The organism is Pseudonocardia sp. HH130630-07, assembly GCF_001698125.1.
Taxonomy (GTDB): Bacteria; Actinomycetota; Actinomycetes; order Mycobacteriales; family Pseudonocardiaceae; genus Pseudonocardia.
This window is the reverse complement of the sequence record NZ_CP013855.1, coordinates 124,559-145,779: the sequence shown is the minus strand read 5'-3', so window position 1 is coordinate 145,779 and position 21,221 is coordinate 124,559. Positions and strand designations below refer to the sequence as shown.

Sequence of the window (21,221 nt, the reverse complement as noted above, 5' to 3'; positions counted from 1 at the left end):
CCTGGAGAACCGATGACCACCGACAGCAACCAGTACGTCGAGGCGCTGCGGTCGTCGCTCAAGGAGAACGAGCGGCTGCGCCGGCAGAACGAGGCCCTGACGGCCGCCGCCGCGGAGCCGATCGCCGTGCTCGGGATCGGCTGTCGCTTCCCCGGCGGGGTCGCGTCCCCGGAGGATCTCTGGGAGCTGCTCGACCGGGGCGGCGACGCCGTGTCCGGGTTCCCCACCGACCGTGGCTGGGACCTCGAGACCCTCGCCGCCGGCAGTGCGGGAGGCGACGGCGGCGAGGGGCGCAGCCTGGCCACCGAGGGCGGCTTCCTGGACGACGCCTCCGGTTTCGACGCCGGGTTCTTCGGGATCTCCCCGCGGGAGGCCGTCGCGATGGACCCGCAGCAGCGGCTGCTGCTGGAGGTCACGTGGGAGGCCCTCGAACGGGCCGGGATCGACCCGTCGAGGCTGCGGGGCAGCGACGCCGGGGTGTTCATCGGCACCACCGGGCAGGACTACGGCGAGGTGCTCGCCGGGTCCGCCGACGACGCGGAGGTCTACGCCACCACCGGGCACGCGGCGAGCGTGATCTCCGGGCGGCTGTCCTACACCCTCGGCATCGAGGGCCCGGCCGTCACGGTGGACACGGGGTGCTCGTCCTCGCTGGTCGCGATGCACCAGGCGATGCAGGCGCTGCGGGCACGGGAGTGCTCGCTGGCCCTGACCGGTGGTGCGGCGATCATGGCGACCCCGCTGGCGTTCACCGCGTTCACCGCCCAGAACGGCCTGGCCGCGAACGGGCGGTGCAAGCCCTTCGCCGACGCCGCCGACGGCACCGGCTGGGGTGAGGGCGCCGGTGTGCTGGTGCTCGCGCGCTTGTTCGACGCGCGCCGGCTCGGGCGCCCGGTCCTGGCCGTGCTGCGCGGGTCGGCGATCAACCAGGACGGTGCCTCGAACGGGCTCACCGCGCCGAACGGACCCTCCCAGCAACGGGTGATCCGGGCCGCGCTGCGCAACGCCGACCTCGAACCGGCGGACGTGGACGTGGTCGAGGGACACGGCACCGGCACCACGCTGGGCGACCCGATCGAGGCCCAGGCGCTCATCGCCACCTACGGCCGGAACCGCCGGAAGCCGCTGTGGCTCGGGTCGCTGAAGTCGAACATCGGACACACCCAGGCCGCGGCCGGGGTCGCCGGTGTGATCAAGATGGTGCTGGCGATGCGGCACGGCACCGTCCCGGCCACGCTGCACGTGGACGCGCCGTCGTCCAACGTGGACTGGGACGGCGGCGGCGTGGAGCTGCCGGTGACCGCGCAGCCGTGGCCGGAGACCGGCCGGGTGCGGCGCGCGGCGGTGTCGTCGTTCGGGATCAGCGGCACCAACGCGCACGTGATCCTGGAACAGGCCCCGGCCGAGGCACCGTCCGGGGCGCAGACCCCGGCCCGCGACGCCGAACCGGCGTGGCCGGTGCCGTGGCCGGTCGGTGCCCGGGACGACGACGCCCTGTCCGACCGGGTGCGGGCCCTGTGCGACCCGGCCCGACCGGCCGGTTCCGCCGTGGACGTCGGCTGGTCGCTGGCCACCGGCCGCGCCGCGTTCGAGCACCGTGCGGTGCTGCTGCCCGGCCCGACCGGCCACGCCGAGGTCGCGCGCGGTGTCACCGACGAGGGGCTGCTCGCGACGGTGTTCGCGGGACAGGGATCGCAGCGACTCGGGATGGGCCGGACGCTCCACGAGCGCTTCCCGGTGTTCGCGCAGGCCTTCGACGAGGTGTGTGCGCACCTGGACCCCTCGGTGCGCGAGGTGATGTGGGGGACCGACGCCGGTGCCCTGAACGACACGGGAACCGCGCAGCCGGCGCTGTTCGCGGTGCAGGTCGCGTCGTTCCGCCTGCTGGAGCCGTGGGGGGTGGCACCGGACTACCTGGTCGGGCACTCGATCGGGGAGATCGCGGCGGCGCACGTCGCCGGTGTGCTGTCGGTGGCGGACGCGGCGCAGCTGGTGTCGGCCCGGGCCCGGCTGATGAGCCTGCTGCCCGCCGGCGGGGTGATGGTCGCGGTCGAGGCGACCGAGGACGAGGTCACCCCGCACCTGACGCCCGGGGTGTCGCTGGCCGCGGTGAACGGGCCGTCGTCGGTGGTCGTCTCGGGTGCGGAGCCCGAGGTCGACGCCGTGGTGGGCCGGTTCGCCGACCGCCGGACGAAGCGGCTCGCGACCTCGCACGCGTTCCACTCGCCGTTGATGGCGCCGATGGTCGAGGAGTTCCGCGCCGTCGTGGCGGGGCTGACGTTCGCCGCGCCGCAGATCCCGATCATCTCCACCGTCGTCGGGCGCACCGGTGACGACGTCACCGACCCCGGCTACTGGGTGGAGCACGTGTCCGCGACCGTCCGGTTCGCCGACGCCGTCGCCGAGCTCGGTCGCCGCGACGTCGGCACCACCCTGGAGCTGGGCGCGGACGGGACCCTGTCCGCACTCGTGGGCCAGGTGCTGCCGACCGCGACCGCGGTCCCGCTGCTGCACCGCGACCACGACGAGGACCGCTCCGCGATCACCGCGCTGGCCCGTGTCTGGACCACCGGCGCGGACGTGGACTGGACCGCGCTGCTGCCCGGCGGGCGTCGGGTCGACCTCCCGACCTACCCGTTCCAGCGGCGCCGCTACTGGCCCGCACCCGCCCGTGCGGCCGACGCGGGCGCGGCCGGCCTGGACGCCGTCGAGCACCCGCTGCTCCGCTCCGCGGTCACACTCGCCGACGACGCCGGCGTCGTGCTCGCCGGACGGCTCTCGCTCGCCACCCAGCCGTGGCTGGCCGACCACGAGGTCGCCGGGCGGGCACTGCTGCCGGGCACCGCGTTCGTCGAGCTCGCGGTGCGGGCCGGCGACGAGGTGGGCTGCGAGCGCGTCGAGGAGCTGACCCTGGCCGCCCCGCTGATGGTGCCCCCGACCGGCGCGGTGCAGATCCAGGTGCACGTCAGGGCGGCCGAGGGGACCTCGGCAGGGCCCGCCCGGCGCCCGTTCACGGTGTCCTCGCGCGCCGCGGGCGCGGTCGAGCTGCCGTGGACCCGGCACGCCGCGGGCACCCTGACTGGCGGCGACCCGGGCGCCGGGGAGACCGCGCCGTTCGACGCCGAGGCCTGGCCGCCGCCCGGGGCCGAGCCGGTCGACCTGGACGGCTGCTACGAGCGCCTCACCGACCTGGGCTTCCGCTACGGGCCCACGTTCCGCGGGCTGCGCGCGGCGTGGCTGCGCGACGGCGAGGTCTACGCCGAGGTCACCCTGCCCGGCGACGACCCGGACACGGCCCGGTTCGGGCTGCACCCGGCCGTGCTCGACGCCGCCCAGCACGCCGCCGTCTACGCCGACCTGGGGCCGCTGAGCGAGGGCGGGCTCCCGTTCACCTACGAGGGCGTGACGCTGCACGCCGCCGGGGCCACCACCGTGCGCGTCCGGCTGACCCGCCAGAGCGACGACTCGGTGTCGATCGCCATCGCCGACACCGCGGGCGGCGCGGTCGCCACCGTCGGCTCCCTGGTCTCGCGGCGGACCGGCGCCGGGTCCCCGGCCGGGGCCGCCGGTGCGGGCCGGGACCCGCTCTTCGCCATCGACTGGCACCCGCAGGCGCCCACCGCGGCGACCCCGGAGCCCACGGCCGTCGCCGTCGCCGGGCCGCTGCCGGCCGGGTTCGACGGCGCCCACGTCGCCGTGCACCCCGACCTCGACACGCTGCTCCACGACCCGGCCGGGCCGTCCGGCACGGTGCTGTTCCCGGTCGTGCCCTCCGGGGCGGACCTGCCCTCCGCGGTCCGCGAGGCCACCGCGACCGTGCTCACCGCCCTGCAGCGCTGGCTCGCTGACGAGCGCGGCGACGGGGCACGTCTGGTCGTCGTCACCTGCGGCGGCGCCGCCGTCGCCGACGGGGACGACGTGGACCCGGCCGGCGCCGCGGTGCGCGGCCTGGTCCGCTCCGCACAGGCCGAGAACCCCGGCCGGTTCGGCCTGCTCGACCTGGAGCGCGACGCCGACGCCCCGACCACCGCGGCAGCCGCCGCACTGGCCGGCCTGCACGGCGGCGAGCCGGACCTCGCCGTGCGCGGCGGGAGCGTCCTCGTCCCGCGCCTCGTCCGGGCCCTGCCCGGCACGGCGGACCCGGGCGCACCCGGCTGGCGCCCGGACGGCACGGTGCTGATCACCGGGGGCACCGGCGGCCTCGGCGCGCTCACCGCCCGACACCTGGCCGCCGAGCGCGGCGTGACCCGGCTGCTGCTACTCAGCCGGCGCGGACCGGACGCGCCCGGCGCGGCCGAGCTGGTCGCCGAGCTGGGGACGCTGGGCGCCGAGGCCACCGCGGTCACCGTGGACGTCGGCGACCGCGACGCCCTGGCCCGCGTGCTGGACGCCGTGCCGCGCGAGCACCCGGTGCGCGCCGTGGTGCACACCGCGGGCGTCGTCGACGACGGGGTGATCGGATCCCTGACCCCGGACCGGCTGGACACCGTGCTGCGACCGAAGCTGGACGCGGCGTGGCACCTGCACGAGCTGACCGGCGACCTCGACGCGTTCGTGCTGTTCTCCTCCGTGGCGGCCGTCGTCGGCAGCCCCGGGCAGGGCAACTACGCCGCGGGCAACGCCGCGCTCGACGCCCTCGCCGCGCACCGGCGCGCCGCGGGCCTGCCCGCGTTGTCGCTGGCCTGGGGTCCGTGGACGCGCACGGTCGGGATGACCGCCGCGCTGTCCGACGCCGACGCCGCCCGCGTCGCCCGGTCCGGCATGCCCGAGATCGACGTCGACGCCGGACTGGCGCTGCTCGACACCGCGCTGGACCAGCCGCGCCCGGCCGTCGCGCCGGTCCACCTGGACCTGGTCGCACTGCGCGCGGGCGGCGACGTGCCGCACGTGCTGCGGGCACTGGTCCGGCTCCCGCGCCGCCGCGCCGCCGCCCGCGGCGAGGTCGCCGACGGACTCGCCCGCAGGCTCGGCACGCTCGGCGCACCGGAACGCGACGAGGCGTTGTTCGACCTGGTCCGCGAGGAGGTCGCCCGGGTACTCGGGCACACCGACGCGGGGGAGGTCCCGGCGACCCGGCCGTTCACCGAGCTCGGCATCGACTCGCTCAGCGCGGTCGAGCTGCGCAACCGGCTCTCCGGGGTCACCGGCCTGCGGCTCTCGGCGACGCTGGTGTTCGACCACCCGACGCCGCGGGCCCTGGCCGGGCACCTGCGCGACGAGCTGTTCGGCGGCGGGACCGAGGCCCCGGTCCCGGTCCCGATGCTCCCCGCCACCGCCGAGGACCCGGTCGTCATCGTGGGGATGGCGTGCCGCTACCCGGGAGGGGTGTCCTCGCCGGAGGACCTGTGGCGCCTGGTCACCGACGGCGGGGACGCGATCACCGGGTTCCCGACCGACCGCGGCTGGGACCTCGCGAACCTCTACGACCCGGACCCCGACCGCCCGGAGCACACCCACGCGGTGGGCGGCGGGTTCCTGCACGGCGCCGGCGGGTTCGACGCCGAGTTCTTCGGGATGAGCCCGCGCGAGGCGCTGGGCACCGACGCCCAGCAGCGGCTGCTGCTGGAGTGCTCGTGGGAGGCGTTCGAGCGGGCCGGGATCGACCCGTCGTCGTTGCGCGGCAGCGCGACCGGCGTGTTCGCCGGCGTCATGTACAATGACTACTCCATGCTGCTGCCCGGCGGGGAGAACGAGGCGTTCCGCGGCAACGGCAGCGCGCCCAGCGTCGCGTCGGGCCGGGTGTCCTACAGCCTGGGCCTGGAAGGGCCTGCGGTCACCGTGGACACCGCGTGCTCGTCGTCGCTGGTGGCGATGCACTGGGCGGCGCAGGCGCTGCGGTCCGGTGAGTGCTCGCTGGCCCTGGCCGGCGGCGTCACGGTGATGTCCACACCCAGCACGTTCGTCGACTTCTCCCGCCAGCGCGGCCTGTCCCCGGACGGGCGGTGCCGGGCGTTCTCCGACGACGCCGACGGTGTCGGCTGGTCCGAGGGTGTCGGCATGGTCGTCCTGGAACGCCTGTCGGACGCGCGGCGCAACGGGCACGAGGTGTTGGCGGTGCTGCGTGGCAGTGCGGTGAACCAGGACGGCGCCTCGAACGGGTTGACCGCGCCGAACGGCCCGTCGCAGCAGCGGGTGATCATGGCTGCGCTGGCCTCGGCCGGCCTGCGCAGCTCGGACGTCGACGTCGTCGAGGCGCACGGCACCGGCACCACCCTGGGCGACCCGATCGAGGCCCAGGCCCTGCTGGCCGCCTACGGGCAGGACCGGGAGACCCCGCTCTACCTGGGCTCGGTGAAGTCGAACATCGGCCACACCCAGGCTGCGGCCGGGGTGGCCGGTGTGATCAAGATGGTGGAGGCGATGCGGCACGGGGTGTTGCCGGTGACGTTGCACGCGTCGACGCCGTCGTCGCACGTGGACTGGGACGCGGGTGAGGTGGAGCTGCTCACCGAGCCGCTGCCGTGGGACATCGACGGGCGTGCGCGTCGTGCGGGTGTGTCGTCGTTCGGGATCAGCGGCACCAACGCCCACCTGATCCTCGAGGCACCCGACCCGGCCCCGGTGACCGAGGCCGCGGACCAGGAGACCGGCGTCGTGGCGTGGCCGCTGTCCGGACACACCCCGCACGCGCTCCGCGCCCAGGCCGCACGCCTGGCCGACGCCGCCCTGCGCGAGCGGCCCGTCGACATCGGGCTCTCGCTGGCCACCACACGGGCGACGTTCGCCCACCGTGCCGTGGTCCTGGCACACGACCACTCCGACGCCGAGCAGGCGTTGCGTGCGCTCGCCGACGGGACCGCCGACGAGCGCGTCGTCACCGGGCGGGCCGGGACCGGCACCGGCGTCACGTTCCTGTTCGCCGGCCAGGGCGCCCAACGCCTCGGCATGGGTCGTGAGCTGTACGACCGGTTCCGGGTCTTCGCCGACGCCTTCGACGCGGCCTGCGCCCACCTCGACCCGGCCGTGCGGGAGGTGATGTGGGCCGACGACGCCGAGGCCCTGCGCGACACCGCGATCGCCCAGCCGGCGTTGTTCGCGCTGGAGGTGGCGTTGTCCCGGCTGCTGGAGTCCTGGGGCCTGACCCCGGAGCGGGTGGTCGGGCACTCGATCGGGGAGATCGCCGCGGCGCACGTGGCCGGGGTGCTGTCCCTGCCCGACGCCGGGACACTGGTCTCGGCGCGTGCCCGGCTGATGGGTGCGCTGCCGGCCGGTGGTGCGATGGTGGCGGTCGCGGCCACCGAGGAGGAGGTGACGCCGCTGCTGACCGCCGGGGTGTCGATCGCGGCGGTGAACGGCCCGTCGTCGGTCGTGGTGTCGGGTGTGGAGTCCGAGGTCGACGCCGTGGTGGCGCGGTTCGCCGACCGGCGCACGAAGCGGCTGGCGACCTCGCACGCGTTCCACTCGCCGTCGATGGCACCGATGCTCGACGAGTTCCGCACCGTGGTGGAGGGACTGAGCTTCGCCGCGCCGCGGATCCCGGTGGTCTCCACGGTCGCCGGGCGCACCGGCGCGGAGATGGCCGAGCCGGGCTACTGGGTGGACCACGTGGCGGCCACGGTCCGGTTCGCCGACGCCCTCACGGGCCTCGGCGACACCGTCACGGTCGAGATCGGACCGGACGCGACGCTGACCGCACTCGCCGCCGGCGTCGCGCCGGCCGGGGCCACGGCCGTCCCGGCACTGCACCCCGAGCGCGACGAGACCGGCACAGTCCGGGCCGCGGTGGCCCGCTGCTGGAGCGCGGGCGCCGACGTCGACTGGGCCGCGGTGCTGACCGGCGGTCGCCGTGTCGACCTGCCCACCTACGCGTTCCAGCACGAGTACTTCTGGCCCGAGCCCGTCCCGCGGGCCGCCGACGCCGGCACCGTCGGGCTGCGCCCCGCCGGACACGGGCTGCTCGACGGCGTCATCGAGACCACCGACGGCGTGCTGCTCACCGGACGCATCTCCCGGACCACCCACCCGTGGCTCGTCGACCACGCCGTCTCCGGCACCGTGCTGCTGCCTGGCAGCGCACTGCTCGACCTGGCCGCGCGGGCCGGGGAGGAGACCGGGTACGACCGGGTCGAGGAGCTGATGCTCACCGCGCCGCTGGCGCTGCCCGAACAGGGCGGCATCGCGCTGCGGGTCACCGTCGGCGCCGCCACACCGGACGGCCCGCGCACCGTCGTGGTGCACTCCCGCCCGGACGCGGCGCACACCTGGACGTCACCGACCTGGACCGAGCACGCCTCCGGGCTGCTCGGCAAGCACACCCCGCCGCTCTCCCCGTTCGCGCAGCAGTGGCCGCCGGCCGGGGCGGTCCCGGTCGACGTCGACGGGTGCTACCAGCGCTTCGCCGACGACGGCTTCGACTACGGCCCGGTGTTCCGCGGCCTGCGCGCGGCGTGGCGGCGCGGCGACGAGCTGTTCGTCGAGGCCGCGCTGCCCGACGGGACCGACCCGGAGCCGTTCGGCCTACACCCGGCGCTGCTGGACGCGGTGCTGCACCCGATCGCCGAGATCCAGCCCGACGACGAGCGCGGCGCCGTCCCGTTCGCCTGGCGCGGTGTCACCCGGTACGCCGACGGCGCCACGTCGGCCAGGGCACGGTTGCGCCGCGTCGGGCCCGGGGCCGTCTCGATCGACCTCGCCGACGCCGCGGGAGCACCGCTGGCCGCGGTCCACCAGCTCGAGCTGCGTGCACTGACCGCGTCGCGTACCGCGGCACCGGACCGTGACGCGTTGTTCCGGCCGGGCTGGGAGCGGGTCCCGGCGACTGTGCCGTCCGGGCTGACCGTCCACGCCGAGACCGTGGACGGCGGTCCGGTCGGGCCCGACCTGGCCGCGCTGCTCGAACGCTCCGGCGTCCGGGTCGCCGGCACCGCCGGCACCGCCGGCACCGCCGACACCGCCGAGGTCCTGCTGCTCGACGCCAGGTCCGGCGGGACCGCCGCGACGCCCGACGGCGCCGCGCACGCCCGTACCACGGCCGTCCTGGCCAGGCTGCAGACCGAGGCGTCCGGGACCCGCCGGACCGTCGTACTCACCCGCGGCGCCACCGACGGCGCCGACCCGGCGGCCGCCGCCGTCGCCGGTCTCGTCCGCTCGGCCGCGACCGAGCACCCCGGGCGGTTCACCGCGCTCGACACCGCGCTCGACACCGGGGCCGACGCCCTGGACGCGGCGGCGTTCGCCGCGGCACTCGGCCGCACCGACGAACCCCAGCTCGCCGTGCACGACACGGAGCTGCGGGTCCTGCGCCTGACCCGCCTGGAGCCGCCGGCCGACCCCGCGTCGGCGGAACGTCCCGCCGTGCCGTGGCGCCCGGACATGACGGTCCTGGTCACCGGCGGCACCGGCGGCCTCGGCGCGCAGGTCGCCCGGCACCTGGTCACCACGCACGGTGTCGGGTCGCTGCTGCTGGCCGGGCGGCGTGGCCCGTCCGCGCCCGGGGCCGCGGAGCTGACCGCCGAGCTCACAGCGGCCGGGGCCCAGGTCGAGGTCGTGGCCTGCGACGCCGCCGACCGCGACGCACTGGCCGCGCTGTTGGCCCGGCGTCCGGTCGACGCCGTCGTGCACGCGGCGGGCGTCGTCGACGACGGCGTGCTGGAAGGCCTCACCCCCGACCGGCTCGCGGCCGTGCTGCGGCCCAAGGTGGACGCCGCCCAGAACCTGCACGAGCTGGCCGGGGACGTCGAGGCGTTCGTGCTGTTCTCCTCGCTGGCCGGGACGCTCGGCTCGGCGGGGCAGGCCAACTACGCCGCCGCGAACGCGTTCCTGGACGGCCTCGCCGTCCACCGGCACGCCGCGGGACTGCCCGCGACGTCGCTGACGTGGGGGCCGTGGAGCGGCGCCGGCGGGATGGTGGGCGACCTCGACGACGCCGCCCGCGAGCGCATGGCGCGGGCCGGGATGCCGCCGGTCGAGCCGGGCCGCGCGCTGGCGCTGTTCGACTCCGCCGTCGCCACCGGGGAACCGGTTGTCGCGCCGGTCCCGCTGGACCCCGCCGCCCTGCGGGCACGGGGCGGCGACGTGCCGGCCGCGCTGCGCGGCATCGTCGGCGCGGTGCGCCGTGCCGCGGCCACCGCGGTCATCCCGTCCGGGCTGCGCGAGCAGCTGGCCGCACGGCCCGTCGCCGAGCGCCGGGCCCGGATCGGCGGACTGGTCCGGGACGAGATCGCCCACGTCCTGGGGCACGCCGAGGGGTCCCGGATCGATCCGGATCGCGCGTTCCTCGACCTCGGGTTCGACTCGCTGACCGCGGTCGAGCTGCGCAACCGGCTCGCCGCGTCCACCGGCCTCGGGCTCCCCGCGACGCTGGTGTTCGACCACCCGACCGCCGCCGCGCTCGCCGTGCACGTGCACGACGAGCTGTTCGGTGCCGACACGGCGCCGGAGCCGGTGACGGCCACGGCGACCGGACCGGCGGACGGCGACGACCCGGTCGTCGTCGTCGGGATGGCCTGCCGCTACCCGGGCGGGGTGTCCTCGCCCGAGGACCTGTGGCGCCTGGTCACCGACGGCGGGGACGCGATCTCGGAGTTCCCGACCGACCGCGGCTGGGACCTCGCGAACCTCTACGACCCCGACCCCGACCACCCCGGCACCTCCACCACCCGCCACGGCGGGTTCCTGCACGGGGCGGGCCGGTTCGACGCCGAGTTCTTCGGGATGAGCCCCCGCGAGGCGCTGACCACCGACGCCCAGCAGCGGCTCCTGCTGGAGTGCTCGTGGGAGGCGTTCGAGCGGGCCGGGATCGACCCGGTGTCGTTGCGCGGCAGCGCGACCGGCGTGTTCGCCGGCGTCATGTACCACGACTACGGCGACCTGCTCCACGCCCCGGAGCACGAGGGGTACCAGGGCCACGGCAGTGCCGGCAGCATCGCGTCCGGCCGGGTCTCCTACACCTTCGGCCTGGAGGGCCCCGCCGTCACGGTGGACACCGCGTGCTCGTCGTCGCTGGTCGGGATGCACCTGGCCGCGCAGGCGTTGCGTTCCGGTGAGTGCTCGCTGGCCCTGGCCGGCGGCGTCACGGTGATGGCCACGCCGGCCACGTTCGTCGAGTTCTCCCGGCAGCGCGGGCTGTCCCCGGACGGGCGGAGCAAGGCGTTCTCCGACGACGCCGACGGTGTCGGCTGGTCCGAGGGTGTCGGCATGGTCGTCCTGGAGCGGCTCTCCGACGCCCGCCGCAACGGGCACGAGGTCCTCGCGGTGCTGCGCGGCAGTGCCGTCAACCAGGACGGTGCCTCCAACGGGCTCACCGCGCCGAACGGGCCCTCGCAGCAGCGGGTCATCCGTACCGCACTGGCCGCGGGCGGGTTGACCGCCGCCGACGTCGACGTCGTCGAGGCACACGGCACCGGGACCCGCCTCGGCGACCCGATCGAGGCCCAGGCCCTGCTGGCCACCTACGGGCAGGACCGGGAGACCCCGCTCTACCTGGGGTCGGTGAAGTCGAACCTCGGCCACACCCAGGCCGCGGCCGGAGTCGCCGGCGTGATCAAGATGATCCTGGCGATGCGGCACGGCGTGCTCCCGGCGACCCTGCACGCGTCGACGCCGTCGTCGCACGTGGACTGGAGCGCCGGGGCCGTGGAGCTGCTCACCGCGAACCGTGTCTGGAACGCGGACCGTCCCCGCCGGGCCGGGGTGTCCTCGTTCGGGATCAGTGGCACGAACGCCCACGTCGTCCTGGAGGCGCCGGAACCGGCCGAGGCCGTCGCGCGCCCGGACACGGCGGGGCCGCTGCCCTGGGTGCTGTCCGCCCGTACCGGCCCCGCGCTGGCCGCGCAGGCCGCGCGGCTCGCCGGGTCGCTCGAACACCGGACCGACGTCGACGCCCTCGACGTCGGGTGGTCGCTGGCCACCGGGCGCGCCCGGTTCGGCCACCGCGCCGTCGTCCTCGCCGAGGACACCGCGGCAGCCCGCCGTGCACTCGCCGCGTTCGCCGCGGGCGAGCAGCACCCGGCCGTCGTCGAGGGAACCGTGGCCGCCGGCGGGACGGCGTTCCTGTTCGCCGGTCAGGGCTCGCAGCGGCTCGGGATGGGGCGTGAGCTGCACGCGCGGTTCCCGGTGTTCGCGCGAGCCTTCGACGAGGTGTGTGCGCACCTGGATCCCGCGGTGGGGGAGGTGATGTGGGCCGACGATGCCGGTGCGTTGAACGACACCGGTGTGGCGCAGCCGGCGTTGTTCGCGCTGGAGGTGGCGTTGTTCCGGCTGGTCGAGTCGTGGGGTGTGGTCCCGGATCACCTGGTCGGGCACTCGATCGGGGAGATCGCGGCCGCGCACGTGGCGGGGGTGTTCTCGCTGGCCGATGCGGCGACCCTGGTGTCGGCGCGTGCCCGGTTGATGGGTGCGCTGCCGGCCGGTGGCGTGATGGTGGCGGTCGCGGCCACCGAGGAGGAGGTCACGCCGCTGCTGACGGGGGGAGTATCGATCGCCGCGGTGAACGGGCCGTCGTCGGTGGTGGTCTCGGGTGCGGAGTCCGAGGTGGACGCGCTGGTGGGCCGGTTCGCGGACCGGCGGACCAAGCGGTTGGCGACCTCGCATGCGTTCCATTCGCCGTTGATGGCGCCGATGATGGAGGAGTTCCGGGCGGTGGTGGTGGGCCTGGAGTTCGCCGCGCCGCAGATCCCGGTCGTGTCCACGGTGGCCGGGCGGACCGGTGCGGAGATGACCGACCCGTCGTACTGGGTGGAGCACGTGTCGGCGACCGTCCGGTTCGCCGACGCCGTCACCGCCCTGAACGAGGACGGCACCCTCGTCGAGATCGGGCCCGACGCCACCCTGTCCGGGATGGCCGGGCAGCTGACCGACGCCCGCACCGTGCCCACGCTGCGGACCTCCGGACCCGACGGCGACCGGGACGAGGTCACCGCCCTGTTCGCCGCGCTCGCCCGGCTCGGGACCGCCGGCGCCGACATCCGCTGGGAGACCGCCCTCGACGGCGGCCGGACCGTCGACCTGCCCACCTACCCCTTCCAGCACGACACCTACTGGCCGGCACCGGCACCCGCGGACCGCGGCGACGCCGGATCCCTCGGCCTGTCCGGGCCGGGGCACCCGCTGCTCGGCGCGGTCGTCGCCCGCGCCGACACCGACGGCGTCCTGCTCACCGGCCGGCTGTCGACCGTGACGCAGCCGTGGCTGGCCGACCACGTCGTCGGCGGCCGGGTACTGCTGCCCGGCACCGCCCTGCTGGAGATGGCGGTGCGGGCCGGGGACGAGGCCGGCTGCGACGTCGTGCGCGAGCTCACCCTCGCCGCGCCGCTGGAGATCCCGCAGGGCGGCGTCACCGTGCAGGTCTGGCTCGACGCCCCGGACGACGCGGGCGACCGCGCCGTCTCGATCCACTCCCGGGCGGGCGAGACCGCCCCGTGGACGGTGCACGCGACCGGCCTCCTGGGCACCGGCGGGACCGCCGCCCCGGAGACCCTGACCGTCTGGCCGCCGCAGGGCGCGGAGCCCTTCGACGTCACCGACCGCTACGACCGCCTCGCCGAGACCGGACTCGCCTACGGGCCTGCGTTCCGCGGGCTGCGCGCGGCGTGGCGCCGCGGCGGCGACGTGTTCGCCGAGATCGTGCTGGGCGAGAGCGCCGGGCCCGCCGACGGGTTCGGCCTGCACCCCGCGCTCCTCGACGCCGCCCTGCACGCGGCGGGCACCGTAGGCGGGACGGCGTCGGTGCCGTTCGGCTGGGGCGATGTCACGCTGCACGCGACCGGCGCGACCGCGCTGCGCGTCCGCCTGCGCACCGACGCCCCGGACACCCTGTCGGTACTGGTCGCCGACGGCGCCGGGGACCCGGTCGCCACCGTCGGCGCACTCACCCTGCGTCCGCTCCCCGAGGGAGCCCCCGGTCGCGCCGAGCGTGACCTGTACCGGCCGGTCTGGATCCCTGCCACCGACACCCCCGACACCGGGGAGACAACGATCGGTGTGCTCGCCGAGGACACCGCCGTCCTCGACGTGCCGGGCGGCACCCGCCACGCCGACCTCGCCGAGGCCCTCGACGCGGCACCCGACGTGCTGCTCGTCCCGGTCGCCACCGGCGACGGCGACCTCGCCGCCCGCACCCACGACGCGACCTCGCGGGTCCTGGACCTGCTGACCCGCTGGACCGCCGACGAGCGCAGCGCCGGCTCCCGGCTGGTCGTCCTCACCCGTGGTGCGGTCGCCGCGCAGGACGGCGACGGTGTCGTCGACCCGGCCGCGGCCGCCGTGTCCGGCCTGGTCCGGGCCGCGCAGGCCGAGCACCCGGGCCGTATCGGGCTGCTCGACCTCGACTTCGACGCCGACCCGGCGTCGGCGGCAGCGATCCCGGTCGCGCTGGCCGGGGACGAGCCGCAGCGGGCGATCCGCGCCGGCCGCGTCCTCGACCCGCGCCTGCAGCGCCACGACGTCACCGCCACCGACGGCACCGACGTCACCGCCACCGATGGCACCGACGCCACCGGCGGCACCGCCGGGGGGACCGGATGGCGCCGCGACGGGACGGTCCTGATCACCGGTGGCACCGGCGGGCTCGGTGCGCTCACCGCCCGGCACCTGGCCGCCCGCCACGACGTGAGGCACCTGCTGCTGCTCAGCCGCCGCGGCCCGGAGGCGCCCGGCGCTGCCGATCTGACCGCCGAGCTGGAGGAGCTCGGCGCCCGGGTCACCGTGGTCGCCGCCGACGCGGCCGACCGCGCGGCACTGACGCGCGTGCTCGACGCGATTCCCGCCGAGCACCCGCTGACCGCGGTCGTGCACACCGCGGGCGTGCTCGACGACGGAGTCCTCGCCTCGCTGACCCCGCAGCGCCTGCACACCGTGCTGCGCCCGAAGGTCGACGCGGCGTGGAACCTGCATGAGCTCGCCGCTGACATCGAGGGGTTCGTGCTGTTCTCCTCGGTCGCCGGGACGCTCGGCGCCGCCGGGCAGGCCAACTACGCGGCCGCCAACGCGTTCCTGGACGCGCTGGCCACCGTCCGCCGGGCGGCCGGCAGGCCCGCGTTGTCACTGGCCTGGGGCCCGTGGGAGCCGGTGGGCGGCATGACCGGCACCCTCACCGACGCCGACCGCGCCCGGATGTCCCGCAGCGGCCTGCCCCCGATGCCCGTCGCGCGCGGCCTCGAGCTGCTCGACGCCGCCCTGGGAGAGGCCGCTCCGGGAGAGGCAGCTCTGGGAGAGGCCGCCCCGGTAGAGACAGCACCGGTGCTGCTGCCGGTGCCCTTCGACCTCGACGCACTGCGCGGACGACCGGAGATCCCCGCGATGCTCCGGGGTCTGGTGCGCGCGCCGTCGGCCCGCCGCTCGGCCGCGGCCGGCTCCTCCGGCGCGTCCGGCACGCTCGGTGACCGGCTCGCGGCGCTGGGCGAGGCCGACCGGCACGACCACGTGCTGGGCCTGGTCCGGGACGAGGTCGCCGCGGTGCTGGGACACGCCTCCGCGGCGTCGGTGGACCCCGCGCGGGCGTTCACCGACCTCGGGTTCGACTCGCTGACCGCGGTCGAGCTGCGCAACCGGCTGACGACCGTCACCGGGTTGCGGCTGCCGTCCACACTGGTGTTCGACCACCCGTCGGCCGGCGCGCTCGCCACGCATCTGCTCGGCGAGCTGGTCGGGCACGTCGCGGCGACGCCGGTCGGGTCCCCGACCGCGGTGGACCGCGACGACCCGGTCGTCATCGTCGGGATGGCCTGCCGCTACCCGGGCGGGGTGTCCTCGCCCGAGGACCTGTGGCGTCTGGTCACCGACGGCGGCGACGCGATCTCCGGGTTCCCGACCGACCGCGGCTGGGACCTGGAGGGGCTCTACGACCCGGACCCGGACCACCGCGGCACCACCTACGCCCGCGGCGGAGGGTTCCTCGACGGCGCCGCCGACTTCGACCCGGGCTTCTTCGGGATGAGCCCGCGCGAGGCGCTGACCACCGACGCCCAGCAGCGGCTCCTGCTGGAGTCGTCGTGGGAGGCGTTCGAGCGGGCCGGCATCGACCCGGTGTCGTTGCGCGGCAGCGCGACCGGCGTGTTCGCCGGCGTCATGTACCACGACTACACCGAGCTGCTCGACGACCCGGAGCACGAGGGCTACCACCACGGCAGCGCCGGCAGTGTCGCCTCGGGCCGGGTGTCCTACAGCCTGGGCCTGGAAGGGCCTGCGGTCACCGTGGACACCGCGTGCTCGTCGTCGCTGGTGGCGATGCACTGGGCGGCGCAGGCGCTGCGGTCCGGTGAGTGCTCGCTGGCCCTGGCCGGCGGCGTGTCGGTGATGGCGACCCCGGGCGCGATCCTGGAGTTCTCCCGCCAGCGCGGCCTGTCCCCGGACGGGCGGTGCCGGGCGTTCTCCGACGACGCCGACGGTGTCGGCTGGTCCGAGGGTGTCGGCATGGTCGTCCTGGAACGCCTGTCGGACGCGCGGCGCAACGGGCACGAGGTGTTGGCGGTGCTGCGTGGCAGTGCGGTGAACCAGGACGGCGCCTCGAACGGGTTGACCGCGCCGAACGGCCCGTCGCAGCAGCGGGTGATCATGGCTGCGCTGGCCTCGGCCGGCCTGCGCAGCTCGGACGTCGACGTCGTCGAGGCGCACGGCACCGGCACCACCCTGGGCGACCCGATCGAGGCCCAGGCCCTGCTGGCCGCCTACGGGCAGGACCGGGAGACCCCGCTCTACCTGGGCTCGGTGAAGTCGAACATCGGCCACACCCAGGCTGCGGCCGGGGTGGCCGGTGTGATCAAGATGGTGGAGGCGATGCGGCACGGGGTGTTGCCGGTGACGTTGCACGCGTCGACGCCGTCGTCGCACGTGGACTGGGACGCGGGTGAGGTGGAGCTGCTCACCGAGCCGCTGCCGTGGGACATCGACGGGCGTGCGCGTCGTGCGGGTGTGTCGTCGTTCGGGATCAGCGGGACCAACGCCCACCTGGTGATCGAGGCCCCCGAGCCGTCGGCCGCGCCGGTCGCACCGGCCGGAGCCGCCCAGGACGACCCGGGCGACCTGGTCCCGTGGGTCCTGTCCGGACGTACTCGGGACGCCCTGCAGGCCCAGGCCGCCGCGCTGCGGACCGCGGCACCGGACGGCCCGCGGGCCGACGTCGGGTTCTCCCTGGCCACCACACGCAGTGCGTTCGAGCACCGGGCGGTCGTACTGGCCACGAGCCGCGACGAGGCGCTCGCGGCGTTGGAAGCGCTGGCGCGCGGGGACCGGGACGAGCGGGTCGTCGACGGGCGCACCGCCGCGGGCGGGACGGCGTTCCTGTTCGCCGGCCAGGGCTCGCAGCGGCTCGGCATGGGCCGGGAGCTGCACGCGCGGTTCCCGGTGTTCGCCGAGGCGTTCGACGCGGCCTGCGCCCAGCTGGACCCCGCCGTGCGCGAGGTGATGTGGGCCGACCACGCCGAGGCCCTGCGCGACACCGCGATCGCCCAGCCGGCGTTGTTCGCGCTGGAGGTGGCGTTGTTCCGGCTCGTGGAGTCCTGGGGTGTGCGGCCGGACCGGTTGGTCGGACATTCGATCGGGGAGATCGCGGCCGCGCACGTGGCGGGGGTGTTCTCGCTGGCCGATGCGGCGACCCTGGTGTCGGCGCGTGCCCGGTTGATGGGTGCGCTGCCGGCCGGTGGCGTGATGGTGGCGGTCGCGGCCACCGAGGAGGAGGTCACGCCGCTGCTGACGGGGGGAGTATCGATCGCCGCGGTGAACGGGCCGTCGTCGGTGGTGGTCTCGGGTGCGGAGTCCGAGGTGGACGCGCTGGTGGGCCGGTTCGCGGACCGGCGGACCAAGCGGTTGGCGACCTCGCATGCGTTCCATTCGCCGTTGATGGCGCCGATGATGGAGGAGTTCCGGGCGGTGGTGGTGGGCCTGGAGTTCGCCGCGCCGCAGATCCCGGTCGTGTCCACGGTGGCCGGGCGGACCGGTGCGGAGATGACCGACCCGTCGTACTGGGTGGAGCACGTGTCGGCGACCGTCCGGTTCGCCGACGCCGTCACCGCCCTGGACGAGGACGGTGTCACCACCCTCGTCGAGATCGGCCCGGACACGACCCTGACCGCGCTCACCGCGCAGGCCCTGACCGGTGAGCAGATCTCGGTGCCCACCCTGCGCGCCGGGGAGGCCGAACCGGCGACCCTGCTGCGGGCCGTGGCCACGGTGCACGTCCGCGGGCGGACCGTCGACTGGGCGGCGCAGCTGCCCGGCGCGCGCCGGGTCGAACTCCCGACGTACGCGTTCCGGCACACCCGGTTCTGGCCGACCGCGTCCGCGGCACGCTCCGGCGACGCCACCTCGCTCGGCCTGGCCCGCCCCGGGCACCCGTTGCTCGGCGCCGTCATGGACCGCGCCGACGCCGACGGCGTCGTGCTCACCGGGCGGCTCTCACCGGCCACCCAGCCGTGGCTGGCCGACCATACCGTCGGCGGCCGGGTGCTGCTGCCCGGCACCGCGCTGCTCGAGATGGTGGTGCGGGCCGGGGACGAGGTCGGCTGCGACCTCGTGCACGACCTGACCCTGGCCGCGCCCGTCGAGATCCCCCACGACCGGGCGGTGCAGCTGCAGGTCGTGGTCGGTGAGCCGGACGGCGACGGACGCCGGACCGTCGACGTGCACTCCCGCGGGGAGGGCGACCGCACCTGGACCCGGCACGCCACCGGCGTCCTGGCCGGTGGCGCGTCCGCCGGGTGGAGCCCGGACGTCTGGCCGCCGGCCGGCGCCGTCCCGCTCGGGCTCGACGGGTGCTACGACCGGTTCGCCGAGGCCGGCTTCGGCTACGGGCCCGCCTTCCGGGGGCTGCGCGCGGCCTGGAGCGACGGTACGACGACCTTCGCCGAGGTGGCCCTGCCCGAGGGCACCGGCGCCGACCGGTTCGGGCTGCACCCGGCCCTGCTCGACGCCGCACTGCACGCCGCGATGCTCGACACCGGTGACGACGACGCCGCCGGCCTGCCGTTCTCCTGGCAGGGCGCCGCGCTGTACGCCTCCGGGGCGTCCGCGTTGCGGGTCCGCCTGGGCCGTGACGCCGGGGGCGGGCTCACCATCGACGCGACCGATCCCGCCGGGGCACCGGTGGTGTCGGTCGGCTCGCTGCAGGTCCGTGCCGTCCCGGCGCAGGCGCACACCGGCGCCGTGCCGCGGGACGCGCTGTTCCGCCCGACCTGGGCGCCGCTGCCCGACGCCCCCGCCCACACCGGGTCGGTGACCGTGCTGGAGGCGGGGCTCGACGAGCTCGGCGCCGGCCTGGACGCCGGGAGCGCCGCGCCGGAGACGGTGCTGCTGCCCGTGCACGGCACCGGGGACGTGCCCACGTCGGCGCACGAGCTCAGCGCCACGGTGCTGGCCGCGGTGCAGACCTGGCTGGCCGACGAGCGTCTGGCCAGGTCCCGGCTGGTGCTGCTCACCCGCGGAGCGGTCGCCACCGGGATCGGGGACACCGACGGCGACGTCACCGACCCGGCCGCCGCGGCGGCCCGTGGCCTTGTGCGGTCGGCCCGCGCCGAGCACCCCGTCCGGTTCGGACTGCTCGACCTCGACCCGGCCACCGACACCGGGGTACCGGACGGCCTGCCGTTCGACACCGAACCGGACCTGGCCGTCCGCTCCGGCACGGTGTACGCCCTGCGCCTCGCGCGGGTCCCGGACACCGCCCGCGACGACGCCGCCACCGGGTGGGACCCGGACGGCACCGTCCTGGTCACCGGTGGCACCGGCGGTCTGGGCCGGGCCGTCGCCCGGCACCTGGTCACCGACCGGGGTGCCCGGCACCTGCTGCTCGCCAGCCGCCGCGGCCCGGCCGCCGACGGCGTCGACGCACTGGTCGAGGAGCTCACCGCGCACGGCGCCCGGGTGGGTGTCGTGGCCTGCGACCTCGCCGACCCGGCGGCCGCCACCGCCCTCGTCGACGGAGTCGACCCGGAGCACCCGCTGGTCGCCGTGGTGCACACCGCCGGTGTGCTCGACGACGGCGTGGTCGATGCCCTGACCCCGCAGCGGGTTGAGCGGGTGCTGCGGCCCAAGGTCGACGCCGCGTGGGCGCTGCACGAGGCCACCCGCGGGACCGACCTGCAGGGCTTCGTCCTGTTCTCCTCGGTGGCCGGCACCGCCGGGTCGGCCGGACAGGCGAACTACGCGGCCGGCAACGCGTTCCTGGACGCGCTCGCCGGGTACCGCCGGGCGAGCGGCCTGGCCGGGCAGTCGCTGGCCTGGGGCGCCTGGGACGGCGACGGCGGCATGGCGGCCGCGCTCGACGACGCCAACCGTGCCCGGATGGCGCGGGCCGGGATGCCGCCGCTGTCCACCGCAGAGGGACTGGCCCTGTTCGACGCCGCCCTCGATGCGGACGACGCGCTGCTCACGCCGGTCCGCCTGGACCTCGCGGTGCTCCGCGAGCGTGCTGAGGTGCCGTCCCTGTTGCGCGGTCTCGTCAGGGCGCCTGCCCGCGGCGCCGCCGCGAGCGCACCGGACGTCGCCGACCTCGCGGGGCGGCTCGCCGGCCTGGACGAGGACGGCCGCAGGCAGGTCCTGCTCGACGTCGTCGCCACGCACGTGGCGGGCACGCTCGGGCACACGGACCTGTCCGGGATCGGCCCGGACGACGAGTTCGGCGAGCTCGGGTTCGACTCGCTGACCGCGGTCGAGTTCCGCAACCGCCTCGGCGCCGCGACCGGGCTGGCCCTGCCCGCAACGCTGGTGTTCGACCACCCGACACCGGGTGCGCTGGCGGGGCATCTCGGCACGCTCGTCACACCCGCCGGGGCGGACGGGGCCGACGCGCTGCTCGACGAGCTGGCGGAGCTGGAGCGCCGGTTCGGTGCCGTCGAGGTCGACGAGGCGGCGCACGAGCGTGTCGGAGCCCGCCTGGAGGCGTTGCGCTCGCGGTGGGCGGGCATCCGCCCGACCACGGACGAGGCGGCCCCGGCCGACTCCGGCACGGCGGAGTTCGACTTCGACACTGCCTCCGACGACGACATGTTCGCTCTGCTGGACAGCCAGCTCGGGACGACCTGACGCGTCGGCTCCGCGCAGCGCGCGCGATCCCGGGGGAGTCGGCGAGTGACCTCGTCGACTCCCCCGGCTACGGGTGCTCGGCGGCGGCCGAGGTGACCTGGTCGCCGGACCCGTCCTTCCTGGTCCGCGCGGCACGCGACCCCCAAGACTAGGCATTTCCGGGCGGTCCGTGCGCTTCAGTCGTGGCCAGGATGCGAGGACGGCCTCGACCGGAGCACCGGCCACGACATGGGCGACCGGGCCGCGGCGCGCCCCACACCGGAGAT

1 protein-coding gene is annotated in these 21,221 nt (G+C 76.3%); it reads left to right on the top strand.

All coding sequences use genetic code 11. The features are described from left to right. Window positions 1–12: 12 nt before the first annotated feature. On the top strand, window positions 13–20,955 hold the full coding sequence (locus AFB00_RS29610) for a type I polyketide synthase (RefSeq protein WP_068800848.1): 20,943 nt from the start codon (window positions 13–15) through the stop codon (window positions 20,953–20,955). The last annotated feature ends 266 nt before the right edge of the window (window positions 20,956–21,221 follow it).